A 20,953-nucleotide genomic window follows, 5' to 3' on the forward strand; every position below is an offset into this window, starting at 1 on the left:
GAACCTAGTTTAATAGTAAATATTAATTACTATTACTAGGTTCTACTTGTTTCCAAGGCATCATTTTCTTTTCTATTATTTCAATTGTTTTATATAATAAAATACCTAAAAGACTTATAAAAACAATACCTGTATACATTTGAAGATAATTTACCATTATCCAACTATTCATTATGTAATAACCGATTCCATAATCAGTTGCAAAATTCTCACTAAAAAATAATACAGATAAACTAATCCCTACAGAAATTCTTAATGTAGAAAAAATACTTGGCAGAATACTTGGAAATATTATATCAACTAAAACTTGATGCTTAGATAAGTGATAAGCTTTAGCTAATTCTAAATAGCGATAATTTATTGATAATACACTATCTTTAATCATTAAAACTGCAGGGAAAAAGATTACCATTGATACAATTAGAATTTTACTTAAATCTCCAATACCAAATAAAACCATAAAGATAGGTAATAAGGCAATTTTTGGAACAGGCTGAAATAAATAGATTATTGGAGTTAATATTTTATTTGTAGTTTCTTTTAACCCAATTACAATACCTAAGGGTATAGCAATTAATAAGGCTAATAAAATTCCTGATAAAACTCTATAAAGACTTACAAGTAAATGAAGAAGTACTTGCCCCTTCATCAATTCTAAAACGACTTCTTTTAGAATCAAATGTGGATAAGGAAGTATTGGTATAGAAAAACTAAATGAAATAATATACCAAGGAATTAATAATAGCAAAGCACCTTTTATAAAATAACCCTTATTCATTACTTCTTCCTTTTAATGCAAGTCTAACTTCTTTAACATTATTAAAATATTTTTCTGATAATCTATTATTGCCTTCAGTATCAATATCTTTCATTTGATCGCCGAAAACTATAACCCTATCACCCATATAAACAGCTTCTTCGATATGGTGGGTAACTAAAATTAAACTCATACCAAGTTCTCTTGATAATTTTAATATACTATCTTGAAGAGATTCTTTGGTTAATTCATCTAAATTAGCTGTAGGTTCATCTAAAAGTAATACCTTAGGTTGTCTAATTAATACTCTAGCTAAAGCAACTCTTTGTCTCTCTCCCCCACTTAATTGTGAAGGATATTTATTCTCATGGCCCTTTAATCCAACCATATTAATATATTTTTGTACAGAATTATCTTTTTCTAACCCTAATAAAATATTGGCTTTTACACTCTTCCAAGGTAATAATCTATCCTCTTGGAATAATAAACCAATATCTTCTTGTTTTATTCCATCCAAATGAATTGCGCCGTTTGATAGTTCTTTTAATCCTTTAATACAATAGAGAAGGCTTGTTTTACCACAACCACTGTGGCCAACAATACTAATATTACTTTTCTGTTCAATTTTTATATTTAAATTTTTAAAAACTTCTGTAGAATCATACTTAAAAGTAGCATTCTCTATATATATCATTATTTTATAAATCCTCTATCTAAAATATCATCTGTCTTAATATCATAAGTCTTTCCAACAAGATTACTTGTCCATTCAACTAATTCATTAATAAATTCATCTGATGGTAATGTTGGTGCCTTATATTCAGGTAAAGTAATTGAATCTTTAACTTGTGGTGGTAAAGTTTTAATGTTTTCCATCAACACATCTCTTGCTAAAGATGGATCTTTATTTATATCTTCAACGGCTTTACCATAAGCTTTAATAAACAATTCAATTGATTTTGATTTTTCTGATATTGCCTTATCAGTAAAGGCTAGAATATCTAAGCTTTCTTTTGGAATACCATCATAAACTTCTTTAATTAATCCGTTCATCTCTCCAATTGAAGCAACTGGTTCAGGAATCAATCCTCTATCAATTTCTCCAGTACTAATTGCTTCTAAACGAGTTGGAATAGCAGTAATATATATTTTTTTATAATTGTAATCATCTTTTAGATATTGTTCTACAAGATAATTAGAAACACTTATTTCCATCATTCCCACTTTAATATCTTTATCATCTTTATGCTCTGGATTAACTAAAAGTGGGAACATTCCATCTGTGGATACAACGCCTTTTAGTCCAAAACCTTCTGCATTATTTGTAATTAGTGCAACTATATCTGTCATTGCACCATCAATTTCATTTGTTTGTAGAGCAGTTTGTCTATTTTGAGCACTTGTATAAATCTCTAAATCAACATCTAAACCCTCTTCTTCAAAATAACCATTTTTTTGAGCTAACATAATTGGAGCTATATCAACAGCAGGCATTAGACCTATTTTTAAAGACTTTACTTCTTCTTTAGCACAGCTAACAGAAAAAAGGGATGCAACTAATAATATAATAAGTGTGATTTTATTTTTCATTTGATTTACCTTTATTTTAATTAAATTTCATTATAACAAAATACACTAAATAACAAAACATATTCAAGACAAAAATTATAATATATGAATATCCATTAATTTGTTTTAGTACAGAACTACTAATTTATTAAAAAGATTGAGAGAATTAAATTCATCTTTTGATAGACTTGACCTAAAAGAAATCCAATGATAAACCTTAATAACAAATTGCATTCTTATAAGGGATTAAATCAAAATATATGAATAAACTTAAATCATTTATTAAAAATTATTGGATAGCGTTAAGAGTTTTCTCCTTAACTTTAGCTTTTGCAGCAACAGCATATGGGATTTTAGCTGCATACATAAATGGATATTTTAGTGAACAAAGTCCAGCTTACATGACTTTCTTAGTTATAATTATTTTAATTGCAGGCTTAGCTTCTCAAGCTGGTGCAAATTTAATTAATGACTTTTTTGAAGGAAGTTTTAAATACCCTCCACAAGGTACTAAGACTATTAACTTTTTAAAAAGAGATAGAACATATTTTGATGTATTTGTTTTTATATCAGGTATTCTAATATTACTTTTAGCAGGTTTAATTGGTTTATATCTAGTATATAGAACTAATATTTGGATGTTAGTAATTGGATTGATTGGATTAATTGGCTCCTATTCATATACAGGAGAACCTATTGTTTATAAAAGACATGCACTAGGAGTACCAATATCATTTATTTTAATGGGACCTCTTATGAGTTTAGGCTCCTACTATGCAATAGCAGGCTCTTTCTCCTTTACTCCGATTCTAATTAGTTTGCCAACTGCTCTATTAATTCCAGCTCTAATGATTAGTAATGAAATGAGAGATTTTTTAAGAGATCAAAAATTTGCAATGGGCACATTAACTGTTAAAATAGGACCAAAAGTTAGTACCTTTTTATTTATTTCATTAGTATCTGGGGTTTATATTTTAACTATTTTATATGTAATAATTGGTTTATATCCAATTTATTCTTTAGTAAGTTTTATTAGTATTCCTTATGCAATAAAGGCAATAGACAATGTTAAAAATGCTAAAAACTTAGGAATTCAAAATACTACTAAAGTACATTTTACATATAGTTTAATCATAATTATCTGTTTACTTATTTCTTTTATTTATAAATAGTAGAAATAAAAAATACCAATACAAAGACTTCCTTTATTTTATATGGAAGTCTTTTTTTATTAATCATTATCATAATATTAAATTAAAAAGGATATAAAAAAGGCCTTTATCATTTAAGATAAAGACCTTTGATTTAACTATTTTAAGTTTATTCTTCGTAACTTACAGCACCATTATCTAATGCTTGTTGAGCTAATTGATAGAAACCACTTACATGAATTGAAACACCTGCGATATCATCTGTGTGTCCTTCATCATCTTTATATGTAATAGCACTTAAATCTTGAGTATCAAGTAAATGTTGTTCAGCTTTAGCAGCTTGTTCATACCATTCAGCTTGAGCTCCACCGTATGCTACCATATTGTAATTACCTTCCATATCATAAGCTTTCTTATCTGCACCGTCTTCATTAACAGCTGACCAATATGCATTTACAATATTTCCGTTTTTAACGAATAATGATACATATTCTTTCCAACCATTACTGAATTCATCACTGCTAGCATAATAACCACCATCAGTATAAGGACCAACTGATACAGGACCTGCTTTTAGAGCAGCATCTGCTAAAGTGAAGAAACCAATTACGTGAATTGATACACCACTTACTGCATCGGTATGACCTTCAGCGTCACTATATTCAACTAAAGAAGGATCTTGAACATCAATTAAGTATTGTTCAGCTCTTGCAGCTTGTACTGACCATTCAGCTTGAGCTCCACCGTATGCTACCATGTTATACTTGCCAGCTGCATCATAAAGCTTTTTATCATCGCCCATTCTATCAATTGCTGACCAGTTAGCACCAACAATATTACCGTTAATAACTGTTAGAGCAACATATTCTTTCCATCCTGAATCTGCAAATTCATCAGCTGAGATATAATATGCACCATCTTGGTACTTACCTCTTCCAACTGGAGCCTTTGCTAAAGCTTCTTGAGCTAATTCAAAGAATTCACTTACGTGGATTGAAACACCAGCGATATCATCTGTGTGTCCTTCATCATCTTTATAAGCGATAGCGGATGGATCTTGAGTTTTAACTAAGTAGTCTTCTACTTTAGCTGCTTGTTCTGACCATTCAGCTTGTGCGCCACCAAATGCTTTCATATTATATTTGCCGGCTTTATCATAAGCTTTCTTAGAAGGACCTGCATTAACATTAACGCCATCCCAGTCAGCACTAGTAATTTTACCATTTTCTACAACTACAGTTACAACATACTTCCAACCATTAGAGAAACTATCTTGAGATGCAAAATAGATTCCATCTTCATAAGATGCTGATGTATCTTGTGCAACAACTTCTTTTTGAACTGGTTCTGCAGCAGTAGCAGCAGGTTCAGTTTTCTTTTGGCAACTTACCAAAGTTACGCTCATTAATACAACTAATAAAGCCATATTTAATAGAACATGATTTTTTTTCATTTATTACTCCTGATAATTTAATATCGATTGCATTATAATGGGGGTTGCCTTGTAATTCAAGAGTTAATTAACTATTTTTGTATTCTACCCCTTTTGACAATAAATAATTAAACTGATACCATTTTATTATGAAAAAACTAACGCTTATTGATATCATTATTTTTATTATATTTCTTGTTGTAAGTGTTTTAAGTTTTTCCCTCTATAACAATGTTGCAGGGAAACCTGAAGTACATGTTACTTGTGGCGATAAAGAATGGATTTATGATTTAAGCGTAGATACAACTGTCACTTTTGAAGGCCCTATTGGAGGTACTACTATGGAAATTAAAAACAATAGAGTTCATGTACCTTCCTCAGACTGTAAAAATCAAATTTGTGTATTAGCTGGTTGGATAGATAAACCAGGGGATTGGATTGCTTGCCTTCCTAATAATGTTTTTATAGTTATAGAAGGCCAAAAAGATGAAAATAATGGGGTGGTAACAGATGATATCTCCTACTAAAATTAGAATTGATTTAGTTGCACTTTTTTCAGCTTGTGCTCTTTTTCTCTCCACAATTGAATATATGATTCCTAAACCTGTACCTTTTATGCGTTTAGGACTTGCAAATATTCCTCTTATTCTTGCTTTAGGTATTTTTAGTAACAGAGAATATTTTTTATTGTTATTATTAAAAGTTTTAGGACAAGGTTTAATTAGTGGAACTATATTTAGCTATATTATTCTTTTTTCCTTTGCAGGAAGTGCATCTAGTGCATTAATAATGCTTATTATATATAAACTTTTCAAAGATAAAGTTAGTAGAATTGGTATCAGTTTAGGTGGAGCTTTAGGTAGTGCTATTAGTCAGTTAATTATAAGCAGACTTATTTTATTTAAAGAAGCTACCTATGTAATTGCACCTTTATTTTTATTCTCAGGATTAATTAGTAGCATTATCTTAGGTATATTCGCTAATGAATTCATTCAAAAAAGTAAATGGTATAACCAACTCAAGGAAAAAGCTCTATGAAATATTCAACTTTAAGACTAATTTCTGGCGCTTTTATAATTTTAGGGATTTTACTATCTCCAACACTAACTTCAAGCTTTCTTATTACTATATTTGTAATAATATTAGCATTAAATAGTGGAAGAAAATTTAGATTAATGCCTAATTTAATTTTACTAATTTCTATTTCTTTAGCTCATACCTTAACGCCTCATGGATTAGTAATTTTCTCCATTGGTTCATATTCAATTACACTTGGATCTCTAACTATGGGAGCAAAAAAAGCTTTTCTTCTTATAAGTTTTATCTATGCTTCTCACTATATGATGAGTACAAGACCTCAAATTCCAGGAAAGCTAGGAGCTATTATTTCTCTTCAATTTTATTATTTTGATAGATTAACTACAAAATGGCATCAAATAGAGAAAAAGACACCCCTAATTGGTGCAATAGATCAATTGTTATTGGGAATTGAACAAGATATTGATAATCCTACAATAAAACCAAAAGAAACGAGATATGCTATAAAAAAAGATGTGATTATTCACATAATTCACATCTCTATAATATTATTTTTATTATTACTTTTTAGTGATAAAGCAAAAGATATTTTACCTTTTATGGCTCTATTACCTTAAAAGAATCGTCACTTAATGTAAAAGAAATTTTATTATCTTTAAATCCTTTTGATAGATATATATTATCTTCATTATCAATAAACATTGCTTCAACATTATCCATTGAATTAATTAATTCTAAGCCTTTTTCTAAGCCTAAGGAATATATTGCTGTACTAAGGGCATCTGAAATAAAAGATTCATGAGCAATTATACTTGCACTGGTTAAATTTGTTACAACAGGATATCCTGTTGTTGTATCTAAAATATGATGATAAGTAATTCCATCAACTACTAAGTATCTTTCATAAGGACCACTAGTTACCAAAGCTTGATCTTCAAGATATGCAATCATAACATACCCGCCTCTTTCAGCTTCAGGTTTTTGAACCCCTATTCTCCATTTTGATCCATCAACTCTTGTTCCTAGAGTAAGTACATTACCACCAAGATTAATAATTGCTTTTTTAACATTATTTGATACAAGAATTTTTTCAACTTCATCAGCAGCATAACCTTTAGCTATACCTCCTAAGTCAATCATCATACCCTTTTTCTCAAGATAAACACTTTCATCATTTTCATTAAGAGTTACCATTTTGTAATCAATTAATGGAAGAAGTGAATCAATTTCTTCTTGAGGGGGAACTCTAGCATCATCACTTCCTATATTCCAAGCAGCAACTAAGGGTCCAACTGTTGGATCAAAAGCACCTCCACTTAGTTTTGCAACTTCAAGAGCTTCTTTAATTACTTTAAAGGTATCGGATGAAACAACTACAGGTTTAATTCCCGCATTATCATTAATCTGAGATACTTCACTTGATGCGATTCTAATAGACATTTTATTTTCTATATCTTCAATTCTATCAAAAGCTTGCTTAAAAGTTTCATCACTGGGATTATCATAAATCGTTATTTTACAAGAAGTTCCAAGCAAAAGTTTTGATTTAGATATTGGAGAGATTTCTATTTCTTCAGCTTTTTTGCTACAGCTGGTAAAAATTGTTGTCAATAACAATATAATAACAAATAATTCAATTGATTTTTTACGGTATTTCATGGTAATAATATATTGAGTATAATATTTCCAAATAAATTTCAACTATCTTCTATCGATATTTTATATTTTAAGCACATTATAATATAATTCCATCACATTAAGATAGTAATGAAAAATAAGGAGTACAAATTGGATAACAAAAGAATAGTAATTTTAGGTGGAGGTTATGCTGGTGTTCATGCAGCAAAGAAACTCGCCAAAGGATTAAAAAAATTTAAAGATAGAGTAGAAATAACTCTTATCGACAGACATAAATACCATATTCTGATGACAGAATTACATGAAGTTGCTGGAAACAGAGTAGACGAAGATTCAGTTAAAATCTCTTTTGACAGAATTTTTGCTGGTAAACGTGTAAATGTTGTAAGAGATGAAATTCAAACTGTCGACTTTAAAGAACAAATCTTAAAAGGAAATAAAGCATCATACCCATATGACCAACTCATCATAGCATCCGGTGCTGAATCCACAGATTTCAATATTCCAGGTATTAAAGAACACGCTTTCACAGCTTGGGGCTTACAAGAAGTTCTTCGCATCAAACGTCATATTATGGATACAGTTAGAAGTGCAAGTTACATAAGTGACCCAGAAGAAAGAAAAGAAAAACTAACATTTGTAGTAGCAGGTGGTGGTTTTACTGGTGTAGAAATTACAGGTGAATTACTTGAATGGCTACCAATTCTTTGTGAAGAATATGGTGTTGATCATGATGAAGTAACCCTTATGAACATTGAAGCTTTAGGTAGTATTTTAAACATGCTTCCTGAAAAACCAAAAAATAAAGCTCTAGCATACATGAAAAAGAAAGGTGTTATTGTTAGAACTAACAGCCTTATCGTAAAAGCTGATGCCGATTCTATCACTTTAAAAGATGGTACTGTAATTAAAACACATACATTAGTTTGGACTTGTGGTATTAGAGGAACAACTTTCTGCCATAACTTAGAAATTACAGAAGGTAGAGTTCAACGTAAGCAAGTTGATGAATTCATGAAATGCCCAGATTATGATAATGTTTATCTAGCAGGGGATGGTGTTTGGTTTATGGAAAATAATCGCCCTCTTCCTCAAATTGTTGAAGCTGCTGAACAAACAGCATCTACAGCTGCTGATGGTATTATTAATGCTATTAGAAAAGAATTTGGTGCAAAAGTTAAACCTGTCAAACCTTACAAATCAAACTTCCATGGTTATATGGTAAGTATTGGTGGTAGATACGCAGTTTCCCATACTATGAACATGTCATTATCAGGATTTCCTGCAATGGCAATCAAACACCTAGTTAATATGTACTATCAAGCAGGAGTTTGTGGAATCAATGGTGCTTGGGGATATTTCAAACATGAAATCTTAAATATTAAAAATAGAAGATCTCTTATTGGTGGTTTTGCATCTTATAAACCTCAAGGTTATTGGTTTGCATTCTTAAGAATTTACTTAGGTGTTATGTGGTTAATTGAAGGTATTGGTAAGATCAAAGAAGGTTGGTTAACAGATACCACAGGATCTAAAGTTTACTGGGGTGCTCCAGCAGCTAATGCTGTAGGAGATGCTGTAAGCTCTGCTTCAACTGCTGTTGCTGAAACTGCAACTAAAGCTGTTGCTGCTGTAAGTTCTGCGTCAACCGCTGTTGCTGATGCAGCTGCTCAAACTGCTACTGCAGTTGGAGAGACTGTTCAACAATTTGCTCCACCACTACTAAAAGAACCATTAGCATTATTTACTTGGATGAATACACACCTTGTAGCTCAAGCTCCATACTTCTTCCAAATCATGATTACTTTAGCTGAATTTGGAATTGGTCTTGCATTAATTGGAGGACTTTTCACAGCACCTGCTGCAGTTGTTTCTTTAGGACTATCATTTATGTTCTTAATAGGAGCTATGGCTGGTAAAGAAATTATTTGGTATATGGCAGTATCTATTGTTATGATTGGTGGAGCTGGAAGAGCATTTGGTCTCGATTACTGGGTAATGCCTTGGATTAAGAAGATTTGGAACAAAATCCCATTTGTTAAAAAGCTATACATCTTCATGGATGAACCAGTTTATACAAAGAGACAAATGGAAAGAAAATTAGCTAAACATAAGGATATAACAATCTAATATGAGTGATTTTTGGAAAGATGAGCCATCGATTGAAGCAAAACTTCAAGAGGTGAGCTCACTAATATTAACTTCTATTGAACAATCAAATTACTTTATTAGAGACTTATTAATGGATAGAGTAACAAAAAGCGGGAAAATGATTCGTCCCGCACTTGTTATTATTGGTTCTAAGTTAGGAGAACAAGAAAGAGAAGAAGAAGCTTTAAGAGTAGCTAGTGTATTAGAAATGATTCACATTGCGTCCTTAATCCATGATGATATCATCGATGGAGCAAAAACTCGTAGAGGAATTGCAACTCTTAACTCTAGAGTTGGAACAAAACAAGCTGTTCTTGCTGGAGATTATATGCTAGCTAGAGCAATGAGTTTAATCAAAGGGGAAAGAGGTGATCTTGAAGCAAGTGTAGTTACAAATGCTTTTAGTCGTCTATGTGAAAGTGAATTAATCCAAGATGCTGATGTTGGTAACTTTTTAATTTCCTCATCTGAATACCTTCGCCGTATTGGTGGAAAAACAGCAGCTTTATTTGCCTTAAGTGCATATTCAGGTGCTGCAGTAACCTCTGGCGAAAAATATCAGCAACATCTATTACATAGAATAGGATATTGCTTAGGTATTGCTTTCCAAATTAAAGATGACATTCTTGATTATACAGGAAATGCCGATAAATTAGGCAAAGCAGTTGGCTTAGATGTTCAAGTTGGAATTCCAACCTACCCTCTAATTGCTGCATTAAAAATAGAATCTAATAGTAATTCAATAGAGAAGCCTTTATATGAATTAGTAAAGGAAAAAAAGTTATTATCTAAAAAAGAAAGTAAAAAAGTTGTTGAGTTAACACTCTCTTTAGGTGGAGTAGAAAAAGCAGAAGAATTAGCTCAAAAATATATTAATAGAGCATTTATAGATATTGCAAAACTCGACAATAAAGAAGTTCAAACATTACTAACTTCTTTATTTACTAAATTATCTTTTAGAAATACATAAATAAGATTATAGTTTATAAACTATATTAATTTAATAAACAGCTATTTTATATTCTTTTAAAGGAAATAAAATAGCTGATTTTTTATAAGAACATTAGGACAACACCAGTTACTGAAATTAATGTCCCACATATCTCTAAAATTCTTATATGCTTTTTCAAAAATATTAGTTCATATATCAATATAAAAATAGGACTTATTTGGACAATAGCAGTAACCAACCCTATTGGTGCATAATTAAATGAACTAAGTAATAAAGACATACCAATTATTGGACCACTTATTGCTGCTATTACTAATAGAGAAAAATACTTTTTATCTTTAAAACAGAGAAAATCGTTTTTAAATTCTTTTCTAAAGAATATTGCAAATATTGCAGCACCTAATAACCCACCAATCATTCTAATTGTATTAGTACTAATTGGACCTAAATTTGACATCGCACCTTTTGCTAAAATATTAGATGTTGCTTGAAATACTGCAGCTAAAAGAGCAAATATAACACCTTTTAGTTGATTTTTTTTCTTATTATTATCTACTTCTTTCTCTTTGGCTAAGATTAAAATAATAACCCCACTTAAAGTAATCAGAATAGAAATCATCTCTAAAACTGATAAAACCTCTGTAAAAAAGAAATATGAAAGAATAGAATTAAATATAGGATTTAATGTCATTATTACCATAGATTCTCTAGGTCCAATATTTGTAAAAGCCCAAAAAGAAAAAGAATCACAGAAAAAATATCCCAATAATCCAGATAATAAAAGAATTCCCCAATTAAATAGATTTGCCTGAACAAAGAAGTTTCCTTCAGTTAAAAGAGCAACTACTAATATAATTGGTACAGCTATCCAAAGCCTAACATGAACTGTAGCTCTGACTGATACTTTATTTCCTAAATATGAATAAATAATGGAATTTTCTGCATAAGCAATAGCTGTTATAATTGCAAATATTTGCCCTAATAATAAATTGGAATTCATCTAATATTCCCTGCACTTTTTTATGAATAATTAAACCTAGCACAATCCAATAATTATTACTATATAATATTTAATTATTAATATTTAAATAAAAGAAATAAAAAGCATCTGTAATGGAATAACTATAACTAATGATACAGTTGTGATAAACCAACCAGCATTAGCCAAATCTAAGTCTAAATCATAAATAGCTGGAGGCACTAATGCAATAAAACCAACGGGAACCGAAGATAAAATAAGAACTACTTTTAATGGAAGTCCATTATCGATATTATTAAAGCCCAATAAATAAGCAACAGAAGTTGCAACTACTGGCATTAAAATAAATTTAACCATTGCAATTAAAGCTGCAGGTTTTAAATAATTTTTTATTTTACTAAATTTCATTGCCATGCCTATTGAAGATAGCAACAATAAACTTCCAATAGGAATTATTACTGCATTTAATTGGCTATAAAAGGTTGGACGTGGAATTTTTAATAAATTCAAAATTAATCCAACTATAACACTAATTATTGCAACTAAAACATATGGATCTTTAATAATTTGAACAAATCTATTTTTTGTATCATCAGTTTTCATAGTTGAAGAAAAACTTTTTGCAACAGGAAACCATAAGGCATAATAAATAACTTGCTCAAATAATTTATATATAGGAACAAGTGCAAAAGCTTTTTCTCCTAAAAAAACAAATACAATTAGAGCACCAGTAGATCCAATATTACTCATACTACAACAACTAAAAAAAGCTCCAGCTTGTTTATTATTATATTTTAGTATCTTAGTAAGCAAAAGAGATGAAAAACCTCCAGCAAATAATGTAAGAACTCCAACTAAAGGTAAAAATACAATACTTAAATCATTAAAGGCAAAATCCCAAAGAGCGCCCACAGTAGAAATTGGAAATAAAACTAAAAGAGCAATAGCTTGAAGTATCCTTCTTTCTTTTGATAAAGTTTTATCAGCTTTAATAATACCTTTGAGTGTTAGTCTTTGAATTATATAACCTATAATCAACCCAAATGTAATAATGGATAAAGAAAATAATAATTTTGCCATCAAATCCTCGCTATTTAATTCTTTAGTATATAAAGAGTATTCTTATATATAATATTTAAAATATCAACAATGTTGATTAATATTTAATTAATTTGTTTCAACATTTGAGAAAATAAAAATTAGAAAATTTTAATCAAAAAAATAATTTTTTTAAGATTTTACTTGCCAAAGGCTATAAAACAGTTTAAAAGATTATAAATCAGTCTTAATTATCACTACTAAAATAAAAATCATGTAACTATTTATTGAAATATTTAATACTTAAATTATTTAAGTGTCGAATATTTATATTTTAATTAGGATAAGAAAAGGAGTTTATATGAATAGAGAAGAATTTACTCAAGCTGAAGAAGCAATGCTTAGGGAAATAGAAGAATACAATCAAGAAAAAGAAAAAATACGAATAATGCTTGGAAAATTAGGTGGGAAGAATTTTTCTAAGGTTGATGCTATTGTTAACATAGTTTTTCTTACTATTATCCTTAGTCTATTTACACTAGAAATGACTACTCATTTTTTACCACCATTTATATCCCTAGAAATAAGTGTTTTATTAGTATCTATAAAAATTGTATTTATGATGCATCATCAATATAAAACAAACCATTTCCAATTTTGGATTTTAAATACTATCGAGTTTAAAATTAATGCAATGCATTCTGAATTAAGAGCACTGGAAAGAAAAATCACAAATCAAGAATCTAAAAAAAATTAATGATTAGCAGCAAAAAAGGCATCTACTTTGATGCCTTTTTTAATTATAAGCTTTCACTTTTTATATAAAGAGCTCTCTCTAAATAATTAGTAGTTAAAATATCTACATTACTATTAATTAAATCTCTTATATTTTCTTCATTATCTACAGTCCAAGCATCAATAAAATAACCACTCTCATGTAATTTTTCTATTGTCTCTTTATCTAAGGCTAATGGCAAAACTCCAGGAGCTTTGCTCTTTTTTAAATCATAATTAGCTTGATCAACTAGAGAAGAATCAAGTTTTTCTAATTGGAAAGAAAATGGGCCAACATATTTTGTTCCAATTTTTTCTGCCTTATTAATTATTGCATTAGCTTTATCATCACTAGGCCCACTCATACATGCTTTATCTTTAATTAACAATAAAGCAGGAATTTTAGAATCAGATTTCATTACCTTAGAAATCGCTGATTTGGAGAAGCTTATTATAATGGTATTTTCATTCATTTCTGTTTTATATAACATATCTATCACATCATCGACAATTGTACTAACCTTTATCTCAAGAACAGCAATCATGTTATTTTCTTTTAAGAAAGTTAAAGTTTCAAATAGTGTCGGGATTTTTTCACCCTTATATTTTGGATCTTTCCAGCTACCGGCATCTAACGTAGATAAATAATCATAATTTAATTGATTAACTTTACCAAAACCATCAGTTGTTCTATTAACACTATCATCATGAATTACAACTAATACTCCATCTTTACTCTGATGAACATCAAACTCACAAGCATTTGCTCCAACATTTAATGCAGCTTTAAATGCACTTATTGTATTTTCCGGAGCAATCTCAGCATAACCTCTATGGGCTGCTATTAAAGTCCCATTATCCTTTACATATTCCTTTAAAAATTGTGAAGTGTTATCAACTTTTTCTGTATGACAACTTATAATTAACACAGAGATTAAAGCTAATATGCCAATAAAAAATGAATTAATTTTGTGGTGAGAATTCTGCACTACTATATCCTTAAATTTTAAAACTTTTATCAAACAAAATTATATTTTTTTAATAAATAGATTATAATAAAAGATTAAAATGGGATTATTCATATGTCAATGAATATCTATTTCTTTAATATAAAATAAGGAAATAAAACAAGTAAATAAATCAAAATTTTCTAGTTGTAAATTGATAAATAATTGATAACAAGAAACCAAATTAAAGCATCATGCTTTAACCTTTTGTTTCTTAAAATTTGTTTGCTTAAAAATTTCTCCAACAAATGTTGAACCCAAAATTAATAAAGCTCCTAGCCATTGTGCTATAGATAAACTCTCACCTAAAATAAAGAGACTTAATAGAATTCCAAATACAGGCTCAAGATAACTAAAAACAACTATATCAATAGATTTCATGTGATGATATGTTGAGAAATATAGATTATAAGCAATACCAGTGTGAACAACTCCTAAAATAATTGTCAAAACTAAAGCTCTCATATCTAAGGATACTAAATTTTCTACAAGACCTTGATTAATAATAAAAGGTAATAAAACTAAAGAAGCTGCACACATTTGAATAAAGGTTGCAGTATTACTTTCTAATTTAACTGACATTTTTCTATTCATTAGAACTATTATTGCATATAAAATCCCAGATACCCCGCTCATTAACAAGCCAGACATAGAACCACTATTTTCACTTGAATTACCAACTATCAAGATCAAACCAAGAAAAGCTACTCCAATAACAATTGTTTGAGTTATACTCCCCTTTTCTTTTAATACAAATGGCGCTAAAAGCATTACATAAACAGGGCACATATTATATACAATTACAGCTGATGCTATTGTTGTATGTTTATATCCATAAAATAAAGCAACCCAAGCTAGTGCTATAAGAGCTCCAGATATTGCATATAGCAAAACACTTTTTTTATCTAATTTTAATAAACTTTTTTTATTTGGAACTAATGTTATTAAAATGGGTAATGCAATAACAGATCTGCAAAAAGCAAGTTGTATTGAACTTAATGGGATATATCTAGTAAATAGCCCAATGCTTCCCCACAACATCATAACAATAATTAGTTTTATTTTGTTCAATTTTATAAACTCCAGAATTTTTATATTATAATAAATATTTAAGTTATAAATGTATTGTATAAAATTGAACAATAGGGATTAAGTTATAAAATCTTATCTAAATATTTTTGCGGGGTAACTCCATTCATTTTTTTAAACTCACGAATAAAGTGTGCTTGATCATAAAATCCTAATAAATCACAGATATCTAAAACACTAGTTCCATCAAGTAAATACTGCTTAGCTTTTGAAACTTTTAATTGCAACTGATAAGCCATAGGAGTCGTATTATATTGTTTTTTAAACTCTCTAATTATTTGGAATCGAGTTTTATTAAATTCTTTTTCTAACATATCTAAAGATAGTTTTTCTTTAAAATGGTTATCAATAAAATCTTTTACTACAAAAGCCTTATTTTTATTATCTTCAGGAGGAGTTTTAATCAAATCATTTAAACAAATCAATAAGTCAATTAATTTTTCTTCTCTTACACTTTCATTATCTTCAGAATTTATGTACTTTATAAATTTATCAATTATAATAGCATCATTTTTATCTATTTTTTCAGCAGTATTAAAATCTAAAAACTTTTCATAGAATATAGGCTTAATATAGAGCATATCAAAACCCCAATTCTCTAAATCATCTGGGGTACATAAATGACTAAGAAAAGGTGGAATAATTACACCATCACCTTTTTTAAAGGTTATTGTTTTCTCTCCTAAAACAACTGTAGTGCTACCCTCTCTAATAAAACCAATAGAAAGTTCATGATGCAAATGTTTTTTATCACATTGCTTAGTATTACTACAACTCTTTAGCTCCACACAACCATGAATAATTTCTAAAAAATCAACATATGTTTCTTTATTCATTTATACAACCTTTATGGCAATATCTATTATATCAATCAACGAATCTAAAATTACTACACTAAAATTATTTATAAAAATTAAATAACCACTTACTTCAAATATAACTATTAAATTAAGAAATCGTCCACAAATAACTTAGAAATAAATCATTTTATTGTAAAACTAATAAAGAATTAAACTAACATAATTCAATTATCAAAATTATTCAAAAAAGACAGTTATAAAAAAAATTTATAGCCCTTTTATTCTTCATTTATATTAATTTCATTGATTTAACACCTCTATCAATTAATATCTATTTTATCGATATATTATATCCGAATAATCTGTTTTACTATCATTCTCAACTATGCTATTTTGAAGTATCAATCGATTGAAGAAATGGCTAGGAGGTGAGATATGAATATTGGATTTTCTATAAATAACAATATTGAAAGATGCTCACAAGAAGATATTAATTTTTTTAAAGGGATTCCCGTTGCCAATATAGGTGATTGCATGAATAGAAACTCATGTCTAAGTGCTGAATTGATACCGGCGAATAAGAAAAAGCTATGCGGAAATGCATATACAATAAAATCTGTTGCAGGAGATAACTTACTTCTATACTATGCAATAGAAAATGCTCAAGAAAATGATGTATTAGTTTACAGTGCTGATGGCTATGATAATAGAGCTATTTGTGGGGAATTAATGTGTACTTGGGCAATGAAACGCAAACTTGGTGGAATAATCATAAATGGCGCTGTTAGAGATATTGATGCATTAAGTGAACTTGATTTTCCTGTTTACTATAAATCAGTTTCTCCAAATGGTCCTTATAAGAATGGCCCTGGTGAAGTAAATTCACCTCTTGCTATTAGAAATCAAGTAATTAACCCAGGAGACCTCATTGTTGGGGATTCTGATGGAATAATTTGCATACAACAAAAATACATTCCAGAGCTCAAAGAAAAAGTTCAACAAGTACTAAAAAAAGAAGAAAAAATCTTTGAAGGAATTATGAAAAACAATACTTTTGAAACCGATTGGGTTTATGAAATACTCAACAAAAATCAGATAACATATTAAGGAGGCTTCTGATGACATTTACTTTTGATGTAATACAAACTGCAGGTATAGCAGGTTTAGTTTTTTTTCTAGGAACATATATTAAGAATCGCGTTAATTTCTTTAAGAAATTTTTCATTCCAGCACCAGTTATTGGCGGTATTTTATGCTCATTTCTAATTTTCTTTATTGGATTTGCTGGTGTAAAAGTTAATTTTGATAAATCTCTTCAAAACTTCTTTATGGATATCTTCTTCACATGTATTGGTTTTACTTGTAGCTTTAGTGTTCTTAAAAAAAGTGGTAAACGTGGTGCTATATTAGCTGTTGTAGCAGTTCTATTTCTTATAATTCAAGATTTAGTTGGTGCTGGCCTTGCTGGTTTATTTGGTTTAAATAAATTGTTAGGTGTTGCAATGGGATCAATTTCAATGAGTGGTGGTGTTGGTAGTGCTGCTTCCTTCGGACCTTCTCTTGAACAACTTGGAGCTCAAGATGCAACTACTATTGGTGTTGCCGCTGCAACTTTTGGTTTATTATTAGGTTCATTAATTGGTGGCCCTGTTGCTAAAAAATTAATCTCAAAATATAACCTTAAATCTAGTGGTGAAGAAAACAAAGCTGAAGAAAAAGTTACACACGAATTAAGCATTAATCAAATCCTATTTACAACTATTTTAATTCTTGTTGCAGCTTTCTTAGGAACATATATTCATAAATTATTATTATTAACAACTCTTAACTTCCCATACTATGTAGGTAACCTATTTGGTGGTTTAGTTGTAAGAAATATTTATGATAACAGCAAATATCATTTAAGAACTGAAGAAGTTAAGCTAGTAAGTACAATTTCTTTAGATTTATTCTTATCTATGGCTTTAATGACTCTAAATATTAGTGCACTTGTTTCTTTAGCTATTCCAATGATTGTTATCTTAGTTACTCAAGCATTAGTAATGATTATTTATGCATATTTTGTAACTTTCAGAACTATGGGAAAAGACTACGATGCTGCTGTTATGGCTGCAGGACATTGTGGTGTAGGTCTTGGACAAACTCCAAATGCTATAGCTAACATGTCATCTGTTATTGAAGAAAATGGTCCAGCTCCAGAAGCTTGGTTTACTTTACCTGTAGTAACAGTTATTTTTATTAACATATTCAACCCTGTTATTATCACATTCTTCATGACACTATTTTCATAAGATTTAAATAAATAATATTTATTTCAATATACAATAGTTTTACTATTTTCCTGATTTGGCTAATACATAATATTAAATTCTATGTATTAGCCTTTTCTTCCATTTTTATCTGAAAATTAGGTTGCTCCATCCAAGGTTCAAAAACACAAATATCTTTTTGAGTTTTAACATATTCTTCTAACTGTTGAATAAAATTATTAAGTATAATATGTTTTTCATTTGAAATATTTCTATTTATTAGCATATAGCAATAACGTGGTGGAGGATTTACTTCTAAATGATAATAATTAATATCAATATATTGTTTTAATATAGTAATAACAGACATAGGAGCTAATGCCCACCTTTCTTTAGAATCTAAATATTGAGCTAACATTGAGCCGGTATTTACTTGTACATACTTTCTACAATCTGGATTAAAAAATCTATTATGCCAAAGTTGAAAATCAGGAGCCCATTCAAGATAAATCTCTTGCCTAGCATCTAATTTTTCAATTGGGTAATAATCATAATAATCACCACCAGTTTTACTAATTAAGTACATTAATTCTCTATAAATAGGTCTTGTAATTACATTTTCTTTTTTTATTTCTTTTAGAGTAAAGCCAATATCAACCTTATTTTCTGCTACCAAATTATAAATTTCATCAGAGTGGAATGTTTTAATATTTAATTGAATGTGTTCATTTCTATCAATATAATTTTTAAAGAATGGTACTAAAGTATAATTATTTACAGAGTCTACACTAGCAATAGATAAAATTTCTGTATTACAAAGTTTATTAAGATCTTTTGCTTCATTCTCTATTCTTAAAATTGCATAAGCCAGTTCAACAAATTTCTCCCCCATAGGAGTTAAAACTATTTGATGCATACCTTTTTTTCTAATAAATAATTTAGTTTCCAATTCATTTTCTAACTCTATCATTCGATTAGAAAGTGCAGATTGAGAAATATATAGTGTTTTAGTTGCTTTAGTTATTGAACCTTGTTTTACTATTTCTAAAAATGATTCTATTTGTATTGAATTCATTATTAACCATTCCCTATTTTATTAATTATATTAATATGACATTATCATAATAAAATTCAATAAAAAAGAGCAGACCTTCATCAAAGGGAAAAGTAGATATAATTTAAATTAAATAAAAATTTAGAAAATTAATAAAGTAAAACTTCATATATAGTATTTATCTCAATGCTTAATTTAAAAGATTTTTTACAGAGTCTCTTATTACAAGCTCTACATCTAATTTTATATTTGGTTTCTTAATTATCTCTTTTTTAATGAGTTTCATTAACATAGAAACTGCAATACGACCTTTATCACTAGAATTTTGATGAATAGTTGTTAAATGTGGTTGAATTATTCGAGAAAAAATGTTGTCGTCAAAACCTGTAACTGAAATATCATCTGGAATTTTTAATCCATGATCTTGTAAATAGTTTACAGCTTCAGCAGCATAATAATCAGAAGAAAAAATTAATGCTGTATATGGCATTTCTCGTTTAGCAATCTGAGAATAAATATTGTATCTTTCACTTTTTTCTTTTGATAAGAAAATTCTATTGCCTCCATTAAAATCAATATTATTGTCTTTTAATGCTCTCTGACAACCTTTAAATCTAAGCGAATCAGTACCAGATACAAACGTATCATTTGTAAAGAATATTACATCCTTATGTCCCATAGATATTAAATACTCAGTGATTAAATAACCACCTTCTTCATCTTTAAGCCCAACATTATGATAAATATTCTCATTAAAATCAAAATGTGAATCAATAAAAACTACAGGAGTTTCGACACTATTATTAATTATTGGAGCAATCTTCTCGGGAACCCATATAAGAATAAGTCCTGCGAGCTTCCAAGTTTTTGCTAACCTTATTACTTCTTCTTCACTATTTGTTGTTTGTAACATAAGGAAATAGCCCATTGCATGGATAGATTCTTCAATAGCTCCAATTACTGCGGATGAAAAAGGATCTTCTAGTACTGTTTCATTCCAACGAGGCTCCATAAACATAATAACACCAATTATTCTTGAATCATTTCGACCTAGAATCATTGCCCCCATATTAGGAGTGTAATTACAACTTTTAATATAGCTTTCCACTTTTTTTCTAGTTTCATCAGAGACTTTAGAATAGTTTTTATGAATAACATTAGTAACTGTTGTTGGACTAACACCCGCTTTTTTAGCTATTTCTTTAATAGTTGACATCATTTTACCTTATAAAATTATTATTTATATATTTATCTTTTATACAATAATAATAAAGA

At 29.0% G+C, this 20,953-nt stretch carries 21 protein-coding genes; 9 read left to right on the plus strand and 12 right to left on the minus strand.

What is annotated here, in order from left to right:
* Window positions 1–22: 22 nt before the first annotated feature.
* The 3 genes from ACZ5RS_RS13745 to ACZ5RS_RS13755 are packed head-to-tail and all read right to left on the minus strand — an operon-like array spanning window position 23 to window position 2,347.
* On the minus strand, window positions 23–778 hold the full coding sequence (locus ACZ5RS_RS13745) for an ABC transporter permease (protein ID WP_464636392.1): 756 nt from the start codon (window positions 776–778) through the stop codon (window positions 23–25).
* Window positions 771–1,451, minus strand: a complete 681-nt coding sequence (locus tag ACZ5RS_RS13750; protein ID WP_464636394.1) for an ABC transporter ATP-binding protein — start codon at window positions 1,449–1,451, stop codon at window positions 771–773. Before ACZ5RS_RS13750 ends, ACZ5RS_RS13745 begins: the two co-directional genes overlap by 8 nt.
* Entirely contained in the window at window positions 1,451–2,347 is an 897-nt protein-coding gene (locus tag ACZ5RS_RS13755) for an ABC transporter substrate-binding protein (protein ID WP_464636395.1), read from the minus strand. Before ACZ5RS_RS13755 ends, ACZ5RS_RS13750 begins: the two co-directional genes overlap by 1 nt.
* Window positions 2,348–2,586: 239 nt before the next feature.
* Between ACZ5RS_RS13755 and ACZ5RS_RS13760 the strand changes: the two genes are divergently transcribed.
* Window positions 2,587–3,498 carry a UbiA family prenyltransferase gene (locus ACZ5RS_RS13760; protein WP_464636397.1) on the plus strand — a complete coding sequence of 304 codons (912 nt, stop codon included), beginning with the start codon at window positions 2,587–2,589 and terminating at the stop codon, window positions 3,496–3,498.
* Window positions 3,499–3,646: 148 nt separating this feature from the next.
* On the opposite strand, the gene ACZ5RS_RS13765 is transcribed toward ACZ5RS_RS13760, so the two are convergent.
* Complete coding sequence (locus tag ACZ5RS_RS13765) at window positions 3,647–4,930, minus strand: hypothetical protein (protein WP_464636398.1); 1,284 nt, start codon at window positions 4,928–4,930, stop codon at window positions 3,647–3,649.
* Window positions 4,931–5,058: 128 nt separating this feature from the next.
* Between ACZ5RS_RS13765 and ACZ5RS_RS13770 the strand changes: the two genes are divergently transcribed.
* The 3 genes from ACZ5RS_RS13770 to ACZ5RS_RS13780 are packed head-to-tail and all read left to right on the plus strand — an operon-like array spanning window position 5,059 to window position 6,564.
* On the plus strand, window positions 5,059–5,436 hold the full coding sequence (locus ACZ5RS_RS13770; protein ID WP_464636400.1) for a NusG domain II-containing protein: 378 nt from the start codon (window positions 5,059–5,061) through the stop codon (window positions 5,434–5,436).
* Window positions 5,420–5,947 (plus strand): Gx transporter family protein, encoded by a 528-nt coding sequence (locus ACZ5RS_RS13775; RefSeq protein ID WP_464636402.1) that lies wholly within the window; start codon window positions 5,420–5,422, stop codon window positions 5,945–5,947. Before ACZ5RS_RS13770 ends, ACZ5RS_RS13775 begins: the two co-directional genes overlap by 17 nt.
* Complete coding sequence (locus ACZ5RS_RS13780) at window positions 5,944–6,564, plus strand: hypothetical protein (RefSeq protein WP_464636403.1); 621 nt, start codon at window positions 5,944–5,946, stop codon at window positions 6,562–6,564. The genes ACZ5RS_RS13775 and ACZ5RS_RS13780 overlap by 4 nt, the downstream gene beginning before the upstream one ends.
* On the opposite strand, the gene ACZ5RS_RS13785 is transcribed toward ACZ5RS_RS13780, so the two are convergent.
* Complete coding sequence (locus ACZ5RS_RS13785) at window positions 6,545–7,606, minus strand: FAD:protein FMN transferase (protein WP_464636405.1); 1,062 nt, start codon at window positions 7,604–7,606, stop codon at window positions 6,545–6,547. The genes ACZ5RS_RS13780 and ACZ5RS_RS13785 overlap by 20 nt on opposite strands.
* 129 nt (window positions 7,607–7,735) lie before the next feature.
* Here ACZ5RS_RS13785 and ACZ5RS_RS13790 point away from each other — a divergent pair, with 129 nt between their 5' ends.
* Window positions 7,736–9,715, plus strand: a complete 1,980-nt coding sequence (locus ACZ5RS_RS13790; RefSeq protein WP_464636407.1) for an FAD-dependent oxidoreductase — start codon at window positions 7,736–7,738, stop codon at window positions 9,713–9,715.
* A gap of 1 nt (window position 9,716) precedes the next feature.
* Window positions 9,717–10,706, plus strand: a complete 990-nt coding sequence (locus ACZ5RS_RS13795; RefSeq protein WP_464636409.1) for a polyprenyl synthetase family protein — start codon at window positions 9,717–9,719, stop codon at window positions 10,704–10,706.
* A gap of 82 nt (window positions 10,707–10,788) precedes the next feature.
* On the opposite strand, the gene ACZ5RS_RS13800 is transcribed toward ACZ5RS_RS13795, so the two are convergent.
* Window positions 10,789–11,688 (minus strand): DMT family transporter, encoded by a 900-nt coding sequence (locus ACZ5RS_RS13800; protein ID WP_464636410.1) that lies wholly within the window; start codon window positions 11,686–11,688, stop codon window positions 10,789–10,791.
* Window positions 11,689–11,772: 84 nt separating this feature from the next.
* Window positions 11,773–12,747 carry an AEC family transporter gene (locus tag ACZ5RS_RS13805; RefSeq protein ID WP_464636412.1) on the minus strand — a complete coding sequence of 325 codons (975 nt, stop codon included), beginning with the start codon at window positions 12,745–12,747 and terminating at the stop codon, window positions 11,773–11,775.
* 319 nt (window positions 12,748–13,066) lie between these two features.
* On the opposite strand from ACZ5RS_RS13805, the gene ACZ5RS_RS13810 reads away from it, so the two are divergent.
* Window positions 13,067–13,462 carry a hypothetical protein gene (locus tag ACZ5RS_RS13810; protein ID WP_464636414.1) on the plus strand — a complete coding sequence of 132 codons (396 nt, stop codon included), beginning with the start codon at window positions 13,067–13,069 and terminating at the stop codon, window positions 13,460–13,462.
* A 43-nt stretch (window positions 13,463–13,505) separates the two neighbouring features.
* Here the strand turns inward: ACZ5RS_RS13810 and ACZ5RS_RS13815 are convergent, their stop codons facing one another.
* The 3 genes from ACZ5RS_RS13815 to ACZ5RS_RS13825 form a co-directional block, all read right to left on the minus strand.
* Entirely contained in the window at window positions 13,506–14,468 is a 963-nt protein-coding gene (locus tag ACZ5RS_RS13815) for a glycerophosphodiester phosphodiesterase (protein WP_464636416.1), read from the minus strand.
* A 210-nt stretch (window positions 14,469–14,678) separates the two neighbouring features.
* Window positions 14,679–15,557 carry a DMT family transporter gene (locus ACZ5RS_RS13820; RefSeq protein ID WP_464636417.1) on the minus strand — a complete coding sequence of 293 codons (879 nt, stop codon included), beginning with the start codon at window positions 15,555–15,557 and terminating at the stop codon, window positions 14,679–14,681.
* Window positions 15,558–15,640: 83 nt separating this feature from the next.
* Window positions 15,641–16,411: a helix-turn-helix domain-containing protein gene (locus ACZ5RS_RS13825; RefSeq protein ID WP_464636418.1), complete on the minus strand. Its 771-nt coding sequence runs from the start codon at window positions 16,409–16,411 to the stop codon at window positions 15,641–15,643.
* 399 nt (window positions 16,412–16,810) lie between these two features.
* Between ACZ5RS_RS13825 and ACZ5RS_RS13830 the strand changes: the two genes are divergently transcribed.
* Window positions 16,811–17,482: an RraA family protein gene (locus ACZ5RS_RS13830; RefSeq protein WP_464636420.1), complete on the plus strand. Its 672-nt coding sequence runs from the start codon at window positions 16,811–16,813 to the stop codon at window positions 17,480–17,482.
* 11 nt (window positions 17,483–17,493) lie between these two features.
* The gene (gene gltS / locus ACZ5RS_RS13835) at window positions 17,494–18,666 is read left to right on the plus strand and encodes a sodium/glutamate symporter (protein ID WP_464636421.1); all 1,173 of its coding nucleotides are present in this window, start codon (window positions 17,494–17,496) and stop codon (window positions 18,664–18,666) included.
* Between the two features lie 79 nt (window positions 18,667–18,745).
* Here gltS and ACZ5RS_RS13840 read toward each other — a convergent pair whose 3' ends face one another.
* The gene (locus ACZ5RS_RS13840; RefSeq protein WP_464636423.1) at window positions 18,746–19,699 is read right to left on the minus strand and encodes a LysR family transcriptional regulator; all 954 of its coding nucleotides are present in this window, start codon (window positions 19,697–19,699) and stop codon (window positions 18,746–18,748) included.
* Window positions 19,700–19,868: 169 nt separating this feature from the next.
* The gene (locus ACZ5RS_RS13845) at window positions 19,869–20,894 is read right to left on the minus strand and encodes a LacI family DNA-binding transcriptional regulator (RefSeq protein ID WP_464636425.1); all 1,026 of its coding nucleotides are present in this window, start codon (window positions 20,892–20,894) and stop codon (window positions 19,869–19,871) included.
* Window positions 20,895–20,953: the final 59 nt, after the last annotated feature.

The sequence above is a fragment of the Pleomorphochaeta caudata genome, from assembly GCF_055395745.1.

Bases quoted from the DNA above. Each gene is read 5' to 3' on its own strand.
- ACZ5RS_RS13745 (WP_464636392.1), bottom strand. From the start codon at position 778: ATGAATAAGGGTTATTTTATAAAAGGTGCTTTGCTATTATTAATTCCT.
- ACZ5RS_RS13750 (WP_464636394.1), bottom strand. From the start codon at position 1,451: ATGATATATATAGAGAATGCTACTTTTAAGTATGATTCTACAGAAGTT.
- ACZ5RS_RS13755 (WP_464636395.1), bottom strand. From the start codon at position 2,347: ATGAAAAATAAAATCACACTTATTATATTATTAGTTGCATCCCTTTTT.
- ACZ5RS_RS13760 (WP_464636397.1), top strand. From the start codon at position 2,587: ATGAATAAACTTAAATCATTTATTAAAAATTATTGGATAGCGTTAAGA.
- ACZ5RS_RS13765 (WP_464636398.1), bottom strand. From the start codon at position 4,930: ATGAAAAAAAATCATGTTCTATTAAATATGGCTTTATTAGTTGTATTA.
- ACZ5RS_RS13770 (WP_464636400.1), top strand. From the start codon at position 5,059: ATGAAAAAACTAACGCTTATTGATATCATTATTTTTATTATATTTCTT.
- ACZ5RS_RS13775 (WP_464636402.1), top strand. From the start codon at position 5,420: ATGATATCTCCTACTAAAATTAGAATTGATTTAGTTGCACTTTTTTCA.
- ACZ5RS_RS13780 (WP_464636403.1), top strand. From the start codon at position 5,944: ATGAAATATTCAACTTTAAGACTAATTTCTGGCGCTTTTATAATTTTA.
- ACZ5RS_RS13785 (WP_464636405.1), bottom strand. From the start codon at position 7,606: ATGAAATACCGTAAAAAATCAATTGAATTATTTGTTATTATATTGTTA.
- ACZ5RS_RS13795 (WP_464636409.1), top strand. From the start codon at position 9,717: ATGAGTGATTTTTGGAAAGATGAGCCATCGATTGAAGCAAAACTTCAA.
- ACZ5RS_RS13800 (WP_464636410.1), bottom strand. From the start codon at position 11,688: ATGAATTCCAATTTATTATTAGGGCAAATATTTGCAATTATAACAGCT.
- ACZ5RS_RS13805 (WP_464636412.1), bottom strand. From the start codon at position 12,747: ATGGCAAAATTATTATTTTCTTTATCCATTATTACATTTGGGTTGATT.
- ACZ5RS_RS13810 (WP_464636414.1), top strand. From the start codon at position 13,067: ATGAATAGAGAAGAATTTACTCAAGCTGAAGAAGCAATGCTTAGGGAA.
- ACZ5RS_RS13825 (WP_464636418.1), bottom strand. From the start codon at position 16,411: ATGAATAAAGAAACATATGTTGATTTTTTAGAAATTATTCATGGTTGT.
- ACZ5RS_RS13830 (WP_464636420.1), top strand. From the start codon at position 16,811: ATGAATATTGGATTTTCTATAAATAACAATATTGAAAGATGCTCACAA.
- gltS (WP_464636421.1), top strand. From the start codon at position 17,494: ATGACATTTACTTTTGATGTAATACAAACTGCAGGTATAGCAGGTTTA.
- ACZ5RS_RS13840 (WP_464636423.1), bottom strand. From the start codon at position 19,699: ATGAATTCAATACAAATAGAATCATTTTTAGAAATAGTAAAACAAGGT.
- ACZ5RS_RS13845 (WP_464636425.1), bottom strand. From the start codon at position 20,894: ATGTCAACTATTAAAGAAATAGCTAAAAAAGCGGGTGTTAGTCCAACA.